Genomic DNA, 15094 nt, shown 5'->3' with positions numbered 1-15094 from the left:
CCGTGACACGAGAAGCAGTCATCGTCTCCACCGCTCGCACGCCGATCGGCAAGGCCTACCGCGGAGCCTTCAACAACACCTCACCACAGGAACTCGCCGCCCACGCAATCACCGCCGCGGTCGAACGTGCCGGCGTCGATCCAGCCGAAATCGACGACGTCGTACTGGGATGCGCCATGCAAGAAGGCGCATCCGGACTCAACATCGCACGCCAGGCAGCACTTCGAGCCTCGCTACCGGTGACCGTCCCCGGAATGACCATCGACCGCCAATGCTCGTCCGGGCTGATGGCCATCGCCACCGCAGCCAAGCAGATCATCGTCGACGGAATGGCAGTCGCGATCGGCGGCGGCGTCGAATCTATCTCCCTCGTCCAGAACGAGAACGCGAACACCTACCGTGCACGTGACCCCTGGTTGAGCGAGCACCTACCCCAGACCTACATGCCGATGCTCGAGACGGCCGAAATCGTCGCTCAACGATACGGAATCAGCCGCGACGCACAGGACCAATTCGCATGGCAATCCCAACACCGCACTGCTGCGGCTCAAGAAGCCGGCCGTTTCGACGCCGAAATCATTCCCACCACCGCCGTCCAGATCGTCACCGACACCGAATCCGGTACGACCACCGAGGAGTCGGTGACCCTCGAACTCGACGAAGGCAATCGGCCCTCCACCACTCTCGACGGACTGCGCACCCTGCGGACCGTCCTCGCAGACGGTGCCGTCACCGACCACGCGAGCGTCACTGCCGGCAATTCTTCTCAGCTCTCCGACGGGGCATCGGCGTCGGTACTCATGGACAGCGCAGAGGCCTCGCGCCGAGGGCTCGACGTTCTGGGAACCTACCGAGGTATGGCTGTCGCGGGGTGCAGTCCCGAAGAAATGGGTATCGGCCCGATCTTCGCCATACCCAAGCTCCTTCGACAGCACGGATTGAAGATCGACGACATCGACCTGTGGGAACTCAACGAAGCCTTCGCATCTCAAGCCCTGTACTGCCGCGACTTCCTCGGCATCGACCCCGAGCGCTTCAACGTCGATGGTGGCGCGATCTCGATCGGACACCCCTACGGTATGACGGGAGCCCGCGCTGTCGGGCACGCGTTGATCGAAGGCCGTCGACGCGGAAACAGATTCGTCGTGGTCACCATGTGCATCGGCGGCGGCATGGGGGCAGCAGGCCTGTTCGAAATTTGACACGTCGCCGGAACACGCGTCGGTACTGTACTGCAGCACAATATATTCGAGGAGAATACGGACGTGACGAGGGTCGGAGTCATCGGCGGCGGAACAATGGGAGCAGGTATCGCGGAAGTCGTAGCCCGGGCCGGCGATCCAGTTCTGGTGCTCGAACGAGGCACGGAGGCGGCGTCGGCAGCATCGCAGCGGATCGACACCTCGCTCGCCCGCGCGGTGAAAAGTGGGCGGCTCACCCGGGCCGCTGCGGCCGACGCCCGCAGCCTCGTCACGGTAACCCTGGACCTCGGCGAGTTCGCGGACCGTGACCTGGTGATAGAGGCCGCACCCGAAATCGAGCAGCTCAAAGTAGAATTCTTCACACGTCTGGACGGTATCGTCTCCGACACAACAATTCTGGCGACCAACACCTCCTCGATCCCGGTCATTCGCATCGCCAATGCGACATCTCGGCCCGAGCGTGTGGTCGGTGTCCACTTCTTCAACCCCGTCCCCATCCTTCCGCTTGTGGAGATAGTGGCGAGCTTGCGGACCTCAGCCGATATCATCGCGGACGTAACAGACTATGCCGCGAACCGTCTGGGCAAGAACGTAATTCGGTCGGGAGATCGCGCCGGATTCATCGTCAACGCTCTTTTGATGCCCTACCTCGTCTCGGCTATACGAATGCTCGAGTCGGGTTTCGCGACCGCAGACGACATCGATAGCGGCATGGTCAATGGCTGCGCGCACCCGATGGGCCCTCTTCGGCTCAGTGACACCGTCGGACTCGATGTTGTACTGGCTGTCACTGAGTCTCTCTACGAGGAATTCAAAGAACCCCAACATGCCGCGCCGCCGCTGCTGCGCAGGATGGTCGACGCCGGACGCCTGGGCCGCAAAAGTGGCCAAGGCTTCTACACCTACTGATCTGGACCGTCACGACACCGAGTGACCGACAAACTCCCGCGCTCACAGCCATTGGAGCTTAGAGAAGTCAACGATGGCGCGGCCCCAAAGCGTGGCGCTGCGGTGTGGGTGGTCAAGCTTTCAGATTCGATCGACTCGGCGGAGAACGGCTCGCTGTAGTCCGCAGATCGACCGATCGCGTCCCACTAGGTGCTTCCTCGATCTGACGTTGAGAGTGATATTGCGCCAGGTCCACCGCGTTCGCACCGACATGCTAAAAATTTCTTCGACTCTCCTTGCACGGCCTCCGCCTCCCGATGACATCGCGGAGGTGGTGCGTACTCGCCGGACCCCGCACGGTACGTCATCGGCCAGGTGATCTACGTCATCGGCGGTGCCGCATGAAGATCCTGGCGGCTGTGAGAAGACTGGGCATCTGCAGTGAAGGGTGGATGTGAGCGCGGCCTGGTTGGGACAAGTCTTCGTCACGTCGTCCATCATGGACGGCGGTCGAGGACCGGTTCCCGTCCGCCGAGCACACAGCACCTACCGGTAACGAATCGGTCCTACAATTCGCTGCACACACTGGGTTACGCACTTGGTCGACAGGGTGCTCGATACCCATGGTGCAGTCGATGACGTCTTTGACCACACGATATCCCCCCAGTTGGCTTAGACGGCCGAACGCGGCCAACCATGCGCACTCACTCACCGGCGGTCCCGGGAGCCCGCCTGCAGCGCGCTGTCCTACCAATCAGCCGACCTGTCTAGATAATCGTTGAATAGTAGCTGCTACCGTCGGTTACGTGCATAAAATTAGGGACATTCCCTGATTCGAACAGAGTGGCGGTGCATGTCATGAACATCTTGAAACAGATCACGCTCAACGGGGGCGAAGTCATATCGGACAGGTGGGAATGGCGAGGTGTACGCGCATTCGTGGCGCGTAACCGCGAACCCGGCGCTTTGGATGCATGGGCACGGGCGCAGGACTACCTCGCGGTAGCCGATGCCTTTGGTCTGTCGTGGCCCACGTCCTTCGATACCGTTTGCAGACGTCTCCGACGACTCGGCGACGAAAACCCGCACACTGTCGCCGAATACATCATGCTGGCGCAGCAAGTACTCGCTGCTGCTTGCAATGAGTATCGGATCTCGGCACACCGGGACGGTGGCGCACCCCGGCACGACCAGGTCTCACGTGTCTCGGCAGTGACGCCGGACGCCCTGCCGCAGCACTACGAGCTGCGCGACTGAGGCTGACAGAATCTCTAATAGACGACGACTTGGTTCTTGCCCCGGCGTTTCGCCTCGTACATTGCGGCGTCCGCTCGCGCGAGCAGGGCGTTAACCGCGGACTGTCGATTATTCGGATCCGGCGATCGACCGAGGTGTGCGACGCCGACGGAGACCGAAATCGGTGTACGCACAGATGCTTGACGCACCACTTCACACAGCCGCTCCGCAGCCGACACCGACGCACCACGAGTCATGACGAACACGGCCGCGAACTCTTCCCCGCCGAGCCTCGCTGTCACAGCTGGAGCCGGAAACACCGAGGCGATGCGTTCGGCAGTCAGTCTGATTACTTCGTCGCCGTGGCCGTGGCCGTGGCGATCGTTGATTTCCTTGAAATCGTCGAGATCGATCATTACGGCAGTGAGAATTGCCGACTCTGTCACGACAACACCATCCTCGATCCCGAAATACAATCCTCCGGTGGATGACTCGATCGCGGTGAACAGGCCCCGACGATTGCGAAGTCCCGTGAGCGAATCGTAAAAAGCGTTGGTTGCATCGCGCCGCAGGAGCAAGATCAGTGTCTGCGTCAACACCGGTGCCGCGAACAGCACCAGGAGGACAACGACAAAATACGCGTTAGCGTGGGCAGTATCCTCTGGCGCGGTGAACAACGCTGCCAAATACAGACGTAGGGACACCGCGAACGCCCACACCTGATGGATCAGCAATGCTTTCGGGCCATGAAATGCCGCAATATAACTGCCGACTACGCCCAGCAGAGCTGAACACGGCAATACCTTCACCGGGTCTTCGACGAGCGCCAACAACACTGCGGCCACTCCGACATCGGCGTAGACGATGAATGCAACCGATAGTGCCCACGCGGGCCAGGGACCGCGTACCCATAGTGCGCCCACTGCGAGGGTCGAGGCCGCAGCCATCACGACCACGATGCGACCGAGCGTGGTTGTGGCCAGATCTCCGGCACTCAGAACCGACACGCATACCAGTCCGTACATCCAGCACATGGCACCGATGAGAACCCGCGCAATACGCAAACCAGGAGCGGAGCGGAAATAGTCGACGATCCAATCGTAATCGATCGACTGCGACCACCATTGGATTAGGGACTTCACACGGAGGCTCTATCTTTCTGCTGTGACACAGTACAGCTGCCCCGGTCAGCTGCTGACGTGGTGCGATGTTGTGTTCAGTGCAGTGAACCACGACCACTGTTTGTTCTCCAAGCAACCGGCAGCATGTCGCTCGACCTCGGAGGACCGACACTCGCGGCTCGGACACCTGTGTCTCCCCTGTGGGTCTGTCCCGGTCGACCGGTCTCGGTCGAGGCGAAAAGCGAGGCGAGGGGCCCCAAGCTTCGTTCGGTGCCTCCACTGTTTCCCGTGAGCGAACTACCCTCCCTGCAAGCCCAACGGGCCCTCCGCGGCGATATCGCCCTTGATGCAAGCACCCCGGTTGATCCAGGGAAAGTCGGCGTGTCCGAATCTCACCTATACACCGGACATGCAACGGGGGTCAGTGTTTGCGTGGATTGGAGGCGAACCTGGATATGCCTCCGAGAACGGGCTTTCGGCCCGGGCTGTCACAGCTGCACTCAGACCTGCACCCGTTCCGCATTCAGTGATGGGGCCAGCATGTCTTTCAGGCCCTCTCCCTCGACGTCGAGGTTCGGAAGGGCGCGGTCGAGCCACTTCGGGAGCCACCACATCTTGTCTCCGACGATGGCCATGACGGCCGGGACGATCATCATTCGCACCAGGAATGCGTCGGCGAGAATTCCGACGGCCAAAGCAAATCCGATGGTCTTGATGATCACCTGGTCGGTCAGTGCGAAGCCCGCGAAGACGCCGAACATGATGATCGCGGCAGCGACGACGACACGCGCACTGTGTTGGAAGCCGATGATGACGGCTTGTCTCGCGGGGGTGCCGTGAACGTACGCCTCACGCATGCGGCTGACGAGGAACACCTCGTAGTCCATGGCGAGGCCGAACAAGATGCCGGTCAGCAGCAGCGGCAGGATGAATACGACGGGCGACTGGGTGTCGACGCCGATGAGGTTCGCCAGCCAGCCCCACTGGAACACCGCAACCGTGGCTCCGAGCGAGATTCCAACGGACAGCAGGAAGCCCAGAGCTGCTTTGAGTGGAACCAGAATGGAACGGAACACCAGCATCAGCAAGATGAAGGCGAGTCCGACGACCACCGCGAGGTACAGCGGAAACACCGAGGTCAACTCGTCGGCGATGTCGACTCCGACGGCGGTCTGGCCGGTGACGAGTACGCGTGCCCCGGTCTCGGTGGGCAGGTCGGACATGGTGTCGCGGATGGTCGAGACCAGTTCTTTGGTCGCAGCGTCCGAGGGAGCGCTGTTCGGGATGATCTGGATGGTGGTGAATCCGACGGCGGTGAGCTGAGGTTCCAGGACTTCCGCGGCGGGTGGGACAACTGCGGCGACGTCGGTTCCGATTCCCTGCAGCCGCTCGACGACGGTGTTCACCGCTGCAACGGGATTGGCTGCGTCGAGGGTGTCGACGACCACGACGAGGGGTCCGTTGGCGCCGGGTCCGAAGTTCTCGGCGATGGTGTCGAACGCGACGCGGTTGTCACTTCCGGTGGGGGCGGTGCCGTCGTCGGGAAGTGCCAATTGCATCGACGCGATGGGCAACGACACGACCGCTGCGACGAGGAGTCCGGCGACGAGGGCTGGCCACTTGAACTTGCTGACGCCTTCGACCCAACGCTGGCCGTTGGTACGTGCCGACGTGTCCTCGGGATCGATCGTCTTCAGTCCCTTGATCTTTCCGCCGAGAACTTTCTTCCCCGCGAAACCGAGGATCGCCGGTAGAAGAGTCAGTGCGACGAGTACGGCGATGAAGACCATGAAGGCGCCGCCGACGCCCATCTGGGTGAGGAAGCCGATGCCGCACACGGAGAGACCTGCCAGGGCGATGATGACGGTGAGGCCGGCGAAGATGACTGCCGAACCCGCGGTCCCGACGGCTTTGCCTGCGGCCTCTTCGAGCGAATGGCCCTGTTTCACTTCGCTTTGGTAGCGGGACATGATGAACAAGGCGTAGTCGATGCCGACAGCGAGACCGAGCATGGTGCCCAATGCCGATGTGACCGAGCTGAGTTCGACGAAGGCTCCCAGCACGGTGATTCCCATGATGCCGATCCCGACGCCGATGAGGGCGGTCAGTAGCGGCATGCCTGCGGCGACGAGCGAGCCGAAAGTGATGGCGAGGACGATGACTGCGACTCCGATGCCGATCAGTTCGCCGAGCGGAACCTCACCCACGGCAGTGACGGCGTCTCCACCGACTGCCACCGTCAGTCCGGCGTTCTCGCCTACGTCCTTGGCCTGCTCGAGTGCAGTTCTGTCTGCGTCGACGAGTTCGACTGCCGGCACGTCGTAGGTGACGGTGGCGTAGGCGGCCCGGCCGTTCTCGGAGATGGTTCCGGTGGTGAACGGATCCGCGACGCCGGCGACGTGCTCTGCCTGCGCGGCAGCGAGGGCGTCGCCGACGGTTGCCTGGTTGGCCGGGTCGGTCAGGGACTGTCCCTCGGGGGCCTCGAACACGATGCGGGCCGTGGCACCGTCGGCGGATTCACCGCTGCGTTCGGAGATCAGCGAGAACGCTTCGGTGGATTCGATGCCGTCGAGCTCGAAAGAGTCCGAGGTCTGGGTGTTCAGCGTGAATGCGCCCAGCACTCCGAGGAGCAGCAGTCCCACCCAGATTCCCGCGACGAGTTTGCGATGCAGGAAGGACCAGCGGCCCAGCCTGAACAATTGCCATGCCATGGGTGGCGCACCTTTCGATTGGAAGCGATCTCTGACTGAGAAGCGTAAACCTACTTGGTAGTGACTACTGCATTTAATCGCGTGACGGTGGTCACTACCGATTCGGTGTGGGCTGCTACATTGCTGCACATGGGGTTACGTGAAGTGCATGCCGCTCAAACGCGGGAGTTGATACTCGACGCTGCGTTCTCACTGTTCCTCGAGCGCGGATACGACAAAACGACTATGGAAGAGATCGCCGCAACCGCAGACATCGGCACGACGACGCTGTATCGCTACTACCCGAGCAAAGACCTTCTGGTCGTGGGACCGTTGGAGCTCAACGGGCAGATGGCGAACGAACTGCGGTCACGGCCGGACGACGAGCTGTTGGATACCGCTCTCGGACATGCTCTTCGGGTATTGCTGTTCACTCCTCGGGCGGGGGTCGAGAGGCTGTCGCAGATTCAGCGGGTTCTCGAAGCCACCCCGTCGTTGAAGGCGCGGTTGTTCGAGCAGTATGTCAACGAGCGAGTTCTGCTGGAGCAAGCTGTTGCGGAGCGTTTGGGGCGAGCACCGGACGATCTGTACTGCAAGGCGGCTGCTCGCATGACGACAATGGTGCTGGAATTGGTCAGTGAAGTCAGGCCAATGCGCGTGATGGGCGACGACCTGGCGTCTTTACCTCACATCATGAAAAACATGGAAACAATCATGCAACTGCTCGATGCGAACCCGCCGCCCTTTCCGCGCATCTGACTTCAGCTCGCTACGGGCCCTAATCGACCAACTCCATGCCACGTGGGTCAAATGTGTGCTGATACCGCATCACCAACACGGGGCAGAATAACGTCTGTGAGACGGATGGACTCGGGCCGTGGTTGCAGCGTTCTGCGATACGAGAGTGATGCCGGTGTGACGCAGGCCGTGGACGTGTAACCGGAAACAAGGACTGACCTCCGGCATGGCCGACGCAGCATCCGGAGACTCTAGTGCGGCGCGCCTGAAGTAGTTGGGCGATCGTATTTGGTTGAATTACTAATGCGCGCCGCACCGTTGTTGATTGCCGATCCCGACCGTGCCCAGCTCGAGAAGTGGGTGCGATCGACGACGGCGAAGGCCGGGTTGGTCCAGCGCGCGAGGATCGTTCTGCTGGCCGCCGATGGCGTGGCACATGCGGAGATCGCGCGGCGGTTCTCGATTTCGCGTCAGACGGTGATCAATTGGCGCGCGCGGTACGAGCAGTTCGGGGTCGACAGACTGTTCGATGAAGAGCGCTCGGGTCGGCTTCGCACCCTCGACCGCGAGAATTTGATCTCGGTGACGTTGACGCCGCCACCGGCGAAGTACGGCGTCACGCATGGAGTTCGAGATTGCTCGCCGATCATTTGAAGATCGGGCACGCTACCGTCGCGCGGGTGTGGCGGGAGCACGGCGTTCAGCCATGGCGCAGTGAGACATTCAAGTTCTCGACCGATCCGGAGTTGGTCGCGAAAGTCACCGACATCGTCGGCCTCTATCTCGAACCGCCCGAGAACGCGATCGTGTTGTGCGTGAATGAGAAGTCGCAGATTCAGGCGTTGGACCGCACCGCACCGACGTTGCCGATGCAGATCGGGATACCCGAGCGACAGACCCACGACTACGTCCGCAACAGCACGACGACACTGTTCGCGGCACTTGAGGTGGCGACCGGCAAGGTCACCGGAATCTGCAAACCGCGTCACCGTCATCAAGAATTTCTGGTGTTCCTCAAACACGTCGCGCGGGCTTACCCGGGTCAGGAGCTTCACTTGGTGATGGACAACTACGCCACGCACAAGAAGCAGGAGGTACGAGAGTGGCTAGCCGACAATCCGCGCATCACAGTGCATTTCACGCCCACTTCGGCGTCGTGGATGAATCTGGTGGAGGTCTGGTTCGGGATCATCGAACGACAAGCGATCCATCGCGGAACCTTCCGCAACGTCCGTGATCTCACCGCCAAGATTCGTGCGTTCATCAACGGCTGGAACCCACGCGCTCAGCCATTCGTCTGGACCAAAACTGCGGAGCAGATCTTGAAGAAGGCCAACCGCCCAACAACTTCAAACGCGGACCACTAGTGACATGACGCGGCCGATCTCTGAACGACTGGCACCTCATGCTGAAGCCCGATGGTCAGTGGCCTGCGGTGTCCACCCAGAGTGCACGCAGGCGTTCGGCCAGCCTCCTCGCTGCCGCAGTCGAATCGGAATCGATCTGAGAGGCCAGTGCCATTCCGACGGTGCAATCCGAACCGACCTCGACCACCTGTTCTACCATCGAGGGATGGGTTGGTCGCAGCAAATACGACCGACTGTGCGGCGTCCGCCACCGAACCCTGTACGCCCGCCGAAATCACGTCCCAGTACGGCCGGAACGGAGGTGGAAGCATCTCGACCTCCATCTCCGCAGCATTCGATGTCGCCGCACCTCCGGGATCGGCAGCGATCACCGAGATGCCGTTGACTTTCAATTTTTCAGCCAGATCGTTGGTGTGCACCAGATGCATCGCTTTCGCTCTGCCGGTGACGGCCATTCCGTAGTACGGGCCCACAGCATCGATATCGGCGAAGTCCATCGACGATGCGCTGATAGCCGCTGAAGTGATGTTCACGATCCGGCTCGGGGCCGCTCGGGTGAGCACCCCTATCAGTGCGTCGGTCAGGATCATCGGCGCAATGTGGTTCAGCATCAGGCTCCGTTCGATGCCGTCCTTTGTCTCCAAACGGTCCACGTACATTCCGCCGACGTTGTTGACCAGCACATCCAACGGACCCTCCGCGGCGATACTGGCTCCCAACGCTGGGACGTCGTTGATCGAGGACATGTCGGCCTGGGCAAATCGGACCTCTGCTCCGGGCACCTCGGACCTGATCCGTGTCACGGCTGCCTCGCCGCGACCAGCGTCTCGGCCGACCACCGTCACCGCATGCCCTACACGGGCAAGGCCGAGTGCTGTTTCGAGTCCGATCCACCGGTGCCAGCTGTGATCAGTGACTTTTTACGTGCTTGCATGGTTTTGTTGCTCCTCGATGAGTTGTGGACTTTTCGAACTTCGATCCGGCGCACTCACGTGCTCCGTCTCCATCGTTATCCGCATCCACGGCTCGGTGCAGATGCCAACCGAACCGAAAAGGGTTCGGTTGGTGGTGATTCCGGGGTTATTCATCATCGCGGCATTGGCAGTGATACCCCTGTCGTCAGTGTTCTTCCGATCGTCGACGTACACGCCTTACAGGCCTGTCGGCAATATAGCTGACATGTCAGCAAAAAGCGATCCGGGTGACGCCAGGCGTCCAGATTTCTGGTCGGCAGTCAGATTCTTTCGAGCTGCCGGTCCATTCCCGCCTTTGCTGTCGAGCTCATCACCGACATGCAATCGCGTCATGCGAGCGGAAGTCGAGCCACTCTCGACCTCGACGCGGTTCCCAGGCCGCCGACGCCGCGGCCGAACCACACCACGGTCACGGCCGGTATCCCCCGATCGCGATCCCGGGCGGTATCGATGAAGCCGGTCGGCTACCGGCGACGTGCACGGTTCTCGGGGTCCCTCTGTGCAGCAACGGATTTCCCGTCGAGCCGCATGGTTCTCGAAGGCGCAGCGCCGACGTCACCGCGCGGTCGCACGAGATCCGGCACCGACATCGACCGTGCTGGAATCGCATTGGCGAGCAACTGCCAACCTTCTCGCTCACCCTGGCGTTCGTCGTCGGGTCGTGATGTCCCTCGGCAAGCTCCCAGGCGCAGTTGGGGTCGCTGCTCACAAGGGACATCACTCGTTAAAGCCATTAGGCGAGTCGAGGGGCCCCGCCTCCACCTCATCGGCCGCACCTCAGTTGAAATCGAGCACTGCCGATCACGGTACGAGGTGGGAGCTAGGTCCTACTGCGGCCATCGATTGCGCCAAGACGTGTTCAAAGGTGTCGGCGTAGTCGGTTTCGATCCACACCTGTTGTGCAGCCATGCCGCAGGCGAACGCGGCCCCCACGATGGCAGCAGGGCGGGGATCTCCTGGAGACGAATCGAGTCGCGCACGAACAGCGGCGATCAATGGACGCTGCATCTGAGACATCTTGTCCAGGTATCGAGCCGTCAAACTCGGGGTGCTCCGCACGATCCGATCGATTGCGAGGTCAGCGGAATCGTGGGCTCCCTGCCCACCTCCGACGGCGATGTCACGAAGCACATGTTCGAGCGAGACCCAGATCGGTTCGCTGTCGGGCAGTGCCGCGAAAAGCTCCGCCATGCGATCGTCCATGTCCTCGAACTTACCCATCACCAGGTCGTCCTTGGATGAGAAATAGCGAAAGAACGAACGCTCGGACATTCCCGCCGCGACGGCAATCTCTTCGACCTTCGTCTGCTGGTAGCCCTGTTTCGAAAACAAATCGATACCTATGTCGATCAGTTCGGCGCGCACCGCGGGAAAGTCGAAAGGCTTCGGTAGACAATTTGTCCAGACTGCTTCGGAGCGAGGGGACCAAGTCGCAGCTACCGCGCGAAACGTCGCTTCGCTCGCCGACCTCATCGAGACCTACGGCGATCTGGTACATCCGATCGAACTCGGCGTCACCGACCGTACTGCCGTGGGCGCGGCGATAGCGGACGTGCACAAGAGGTTCGGGCGGATCGACGTCGTCGTGAACAACGCGGGGTACGGGTTCAACGGCGCTGTCGAAGAAACCAGTCAACAACAACTGCGCGATCAACTCTAGACCAATTTCTTCGGCGTCGCGCACGTAACCCAGCACGTTGTGCCCATCATGCGAGAGCAACGGTCCGGCCACATCATTCAAGTCTCATCGGTGGGTGGGGTACTTGCCTTTCGCCGACTACGGGGCATACAACGCCAGCAAATGGGCAGTGGAGGGGTTCAGTGATGCGTTGTCTCAGGAGGTTGCAGGTTTCGGGATCAAAGTGACATTGCTCGAGCCCGGATCTTTCTCCACCGAAGTCGGTAGCTCGTCGGCTGTATATGCAGACCCGATACCCGCCTACGACGACATGCGCGCACAGCAGCAGGAGCAAGGCGGGAACACCGTCAGCGCGACACCCGACGGAGTCGGCGAGGCGCTACTGAGCATCGTCGACAGCGACGACCCGCCCTTGCGGGCATTTCTGGGCCGACTCGGTGTCGACTACGTCCCGCACGTCTACAGCGCGCGACTCGAGCAGTCGAAGGAATGGGCACCCGTGGCCATTGCCGCCGGCGAAAGCGGGGCGGCACACATGAACACCTCGATCACTGTCGTCGATGCCGGCGGCACCGCGGTATCGCGGCAGGCGACGATCGCGGCACCGGCGCACCAGATCTTCGACCTCGTTGCCGATCCGCACCGTCGCCCCGAACTGGACGGGTCGGGAACTGTTCGCGATACTCCGGTATCCGGCCCCCACCGCCTCAGCACGGACGCGGTATTCAGGGTCGGGATGCGCAAGTACCGCAACAATTACACCAGCACCTTGACAGTGACCGAGTTCGAGACCAACCAGACCATCGAGTGGCAACACAGCCTCGGCCAGCGTTGGCGGTGGGAGTTCGAGCCGGTGACACCCACCATTACCCGCGTCACCGAAACGTGGGACTACGGTGACGCAAAGTTGCCTCTCATGCTGAAGCTGTTTCGATGGCCCACCCTCAATGCCGCCGCGATCGAAAACACTCTGCGTGAGCTCGAAGCACGGTTCGCACCCGGCCCGAAATAGCCGCCGGACACCGATCTACGAGTACTCAGCCATCCAACGCAACTAAGGATCAAGGCTCGATACCGGCGAAAGTAAGCACCGTGCGACGGCGGCCACCGTCGGAAACACATGCTCTGTCCTACGACATGAGTCGTGTAGCAGTTGGAAGTGCCACCTCTATGCGGCGGCCTTGAAACGAGGCTGCAGCATGTTTTTCGTCGAACTGCTTGATCCATCGCCGACAGCCGCCAGCAGATGTTGTGCTTACTGCCCACATACGGACGGCTATGCCTGAAAACGTCGCTCGCCTCCCTCCCGCGACGTCGATGCGACTTCCATCCGCCGTTCGATGTAAATGCTCCGTTGTGGAGCAAATTGGATGTGACATCATTCTCTGCCGAACCAAGTGCGAAATCTACTGTTCACCGCTGTCGACAACCGAGCGCCCCCGCCCTCGAACGCCCAAGGAAATCCACAATCCACACCCCTGCTGCCCCCGACAGAGTCAGCAGGAGCGCTCAGGACTCCGAGTTGGTCGGAACGGCACTCCTGCCGCGCCCGACACCAGTCACGGATTTCGACCTCGTACTGCAGCGATCGGCACCGACATTGCGTGATCTCGTCCCCCGTATTCGGCGTGTTGCCGGCAGACGAGGAAGCAGTGAGCGCGATGCGATAGCCACATGGAATAGTAGACCACAGGACTTACATTCCGTCACCTACAACGTATAGGGTGTGTCATACCGTCACCCCAAGGCTGCTCACCATGCTCGCCAACGACCCACTTTCACCAAGGAATCAGCGCAATGCACCCAACGTTTCACCCGGGCGGTTACCGCCGGCGATTGACTCGTCTCCTCGTACCTGTCGTTGCCGCAGCAGCGGCGTTCCTGGTCGTAGCGCCCGCGCAGGCCGAAGCGCCCGAGCAGGTATCGTCCGCATCAGAATTCGGACCGGATTTCATGTGGGGCACGGCGTCGTCAGGATTTCAATCCGAGGGCACGGCGCGCGACAGCAACTGGACACGGTACGTCGATCGAGGGTTGACGGAAGAACCCATTGGCGACACGGTCGATTTCTTCAACCGGTACCGGGAAGACATTCAGTTGGCCGCAGGTCTCGGCACCAAGGTGTACCGGATAAGCGTCGAGTGGTCCCGTGTGCAACCGACGCCAGAGTCATGGGATGAATCTGGGCTCGCATTCTACGACAGCGTTGTCCAGACCATCGTCGATGCTGGCATGCAACCAATGATTACGCTCGATCACTGGGTATACCCCGGATGGGAGGTCGACCGTGGCGGCTGGAAGAACCCGAGCATGGTCGCCGACTGGCTCGCAAACGCAACCAAGGTCGTCGACCGCTTCGCGCCGTACAACCCGATATGGATAACCATCAACGAACCCACCTCGTACACCGTTCAAGAAGCTCGGTTCGGGGGCATCGGAGTGGCTGACATTCCGATGATGTTCGATCGACTGTCGCAAGCGCACAATGCAATTTACGATCACATCCACCTCGCGCAGCCGGGCGCTATGGTCTCGAGTAATGTCGCATACATTCCCGGAATCAACGCTGCGCTCGACACTCAATTCATCGATAAGGTGGCAGATAAGCTTGATTTCGTGGGAATCGATTATTATGTCGGTCTGTCCGTGCAGAATCCGAACCTTGTCGAGCCGCTGCTGACGGCCGAGATGTGGAACGCGCCGACCGAGCCGGAGGGCGTCTACTACGCCCTACGCCACTACTCGAAAAAGTTTCCCAACCTGCCGCTGTTCATCGTCGAGACAGGCTTGTACACAGAAGGTGGTTCGCGGCCCGACGGGTATCGATCCGACGACGCGCTGCGCGACAGCGTGTACTGGGTGCAACGAGCCAAAATGGACGGTATGAATGTCGTCGGTTACAACTACTGGAGTTTGACGGACAACTACGAGTGGGGCAGTTACACACCTCGAATGGGCCTGTACGCGGTCGACGTCCAGTCCGACCCCACCCTCTCGCGGCGTCCGACGGCTGCAGTCCCCGCCTATCGAGAGGTGATCGCGAACAACGGCGTCGGAGCTGACTACCGCCCCACGAGAGCGCCCGCGCAGTGCTCACTGGTGGACCCTTTGCCCAGTTGCACCGAACCTGTTTCGGTCCCCGGTCGCTGACTGCACCGATCGACGTCCATCCGATCCGCTCCGCCCACCGCACAGCCCCGGGGGGCCGACCATCCAGCGTCACATGATCGTCCACTGGC

At 61.1% G+C, this 15094-nt stretch carries 11 protein-coding genes and 2 pseudogenes; 9 read left to right on the top strand and 4 right to left on the bottom strand.

Translation table 11 applies throughout. From position 1 onward, the window contains the following. The first annotated feature begins 2 nt into the window (after window positions 1–2). The 3 genes from CH275_RS10170 to CH275_RS10160 all read left to right on the top strand — a co-directional run bounded on the left by CH275_RS10170 (window position 3) and on the right by CH275_RS10160 (window position 3347). Window positions 3–1202 (top strand): acetyl-CoA C-acyltransferase, encoded by a 1200-nt coding sequence (locus tag CH275_RS10170; protein ID WP_094677702.1) that lies wholly within the window; start codon window positions 3–5, stop codon window positions 1200–1202. Window positions 1203–1265: 63 nt separating this feature from the next. Next, on the top strand, window positions 1266–2111 hold the full coding sequence (locus CH275_RS10165) for a 3-hydroxybutyryl-CoA dehydrogenase (RefSeq protein WP_094677700.1): 846 nt from the start codon (window positions 1266–1268) through the stop codon (window positions 2109–2111). Between the two features lie 837 nt (window positions 2112–2948). After that, complete coding sequence (locus CH275_RS10160) at window positions 2949–3347, top strand: hypothetical protein (RefSeq protein ID WP_094677698.1); 399 nt, start codon at window positions 2949–2951, stop codon at window positions 3345–3347. A 14-nt stretch (window positions 3348–3361) separates the two neighbouring features. Here the strand turns inward: CH275_RS10160 and CH275_RS10155 are convergent, their stop codons facing one another. Both CH275_RS10155 and CH275_RS10150 read right to left on the bottom strand, forming a co-directional pair. Next, on the bottom strand, window positions 3362–4171 hold the full coding sequence (locus tag CH275_RS10155; protein WP_179276084.1) for a GGDEF domain-containing protein: 810 nt from the start codon (window positions 4169–4171) through the stop codon (window positions 3362–3364). 776 nt (window positions 4172–4947) lie between these two features. After that, complete coding sequence (locus CH275_RS10150; RefSeq protein WP_094677694.1) at window positions 4948–7158, bottom strand: MMPL family transporter; 2211 nt, start codon at window positions 7156–7158, stop codon at window positions 4948–4950. 81 nt (window positions 7159–7239) lie between these two features. Here CH275_RS10150 and CH275_RS10145 point away from each other — a divergent pair, with 81 nt between their 5' ends. Together CH275_RS10145 and CH275_RS10140 are read left to right on the top strand one after the other, a co-directional pair. Next, window positions 7240–7896: a TetR/AcrR family transcriptional regulator gene (locus tag CH275_RS10145; protein WP_256990957.1), complete on the top strand. Its 657-nt coding sequence runs from the start codon at window positions 7240–7242 to the stop codon at window positions 7894–7896. A gap of 282 nt (window positions 7897–8178) precedes the next feature. Beyond that, a pseudogene (locus CH275_RS10140) lies at window positions 8179–9242 on the top strand (IS630 family transposase). Here the strand turns inward: CH275_RS10140 and CH275_RS10135 are convergent. After that, window positions 9239–10081, bottom strand: coding sequence for an SDR family NAD(P)-dependent oxidoreductase (locus CH275_RS10135; RefSeq protein ID WP_256990964.1), 843 nt, complete (start codon window positions 10079–10081; stop codon window positions 9239–9241). The pseudogene CH275_RS10140 and the gene CH275_RS10135 sit on opposite strands and share 4 nt — an antisense overlap. Before the next feature lie 9 nt (window positions 10082–10090). Here CH275_RS10135 and CH275_RS29180 point away from each other — a divergent pair, with 9 nt between their 5' ends. Further along, entirely contained in the window at window positions 10091–10420 is a 330-nt protein-coding gene (locus CH275_RS29180) for a hypothetical protein (protein ID WP_143546743.1), read from the top strand. A 597-nt stretch (window positions 10421–11017) separates the two neighbouring features. Here CH275_RS29180 and CH275_RS10125 read toward each other — a convergent pair. After that, complete coding sequence (locus CH275_RS10125) at window positions 11018–11548, bottom strand: TetR/AcrR family transcriptional regulator (protein WP_179276083.1); 531 nt, start codon at window positions 11546–11548, stop codon at window positions 11018–11020. A gap of 10 nt (window positions 11549–11558) precedes the next feature. Here CH275_RS10125 and CH275_RS30370 point away from each other — a divergent pair. The 3 genes and pseudogenes from CH275_RS30370 to CH275_RS10110 all read left to right on the top strand — a co-directional run. After that, a pseudogene (locus CH275_RS30370) lies at window positions 11559–12360 on the top strand (SDR family NAD(P)-dependent oxidoreductase); the annotation flags it as partial. Window positions 12361–12390: 30 nt separating this feature from the next. Next, window positions 12391–12867 carry an SRPBCC family protein gene (locus tag CH275_RS30365; RefSeq protein WP_094677797.1) on the top strand — a complete coding sequence of 159 codons (477 nt, stop codon included), beginning with the start codon at window positions 12391–12393 and terminating at the stop codon, window positions 12865–12867. A 785-nt stretch (window positions 12868–13652) separates the two neighbouring features. Next, window positions 13653–15005 (top strand): family 1 glycosylhydrolase, encoded by a 1353-nt coding sequence (locus tag CH275_RS10110; protein ID WP_094677687.1) that lies wholly within the window; start codon window positions 13653–13655, stop codon window positions 15003–15005. Window positions 15006–15094 lie beyond the last annotated feature (89 nt).

Origin of the sequence: Rhodococcus sp. 06-235-1A (assembly GCF_002258785.1) — a bacterium.
Lineage (GTDB): Bacteria > Actinomycetota > Actinomycetes > Mycobacteriales > Mycobacteriaceae > Rhodococcoides.
This window is presented reverse-complemented; position numbering and strand designations above follow the sequence as displayed.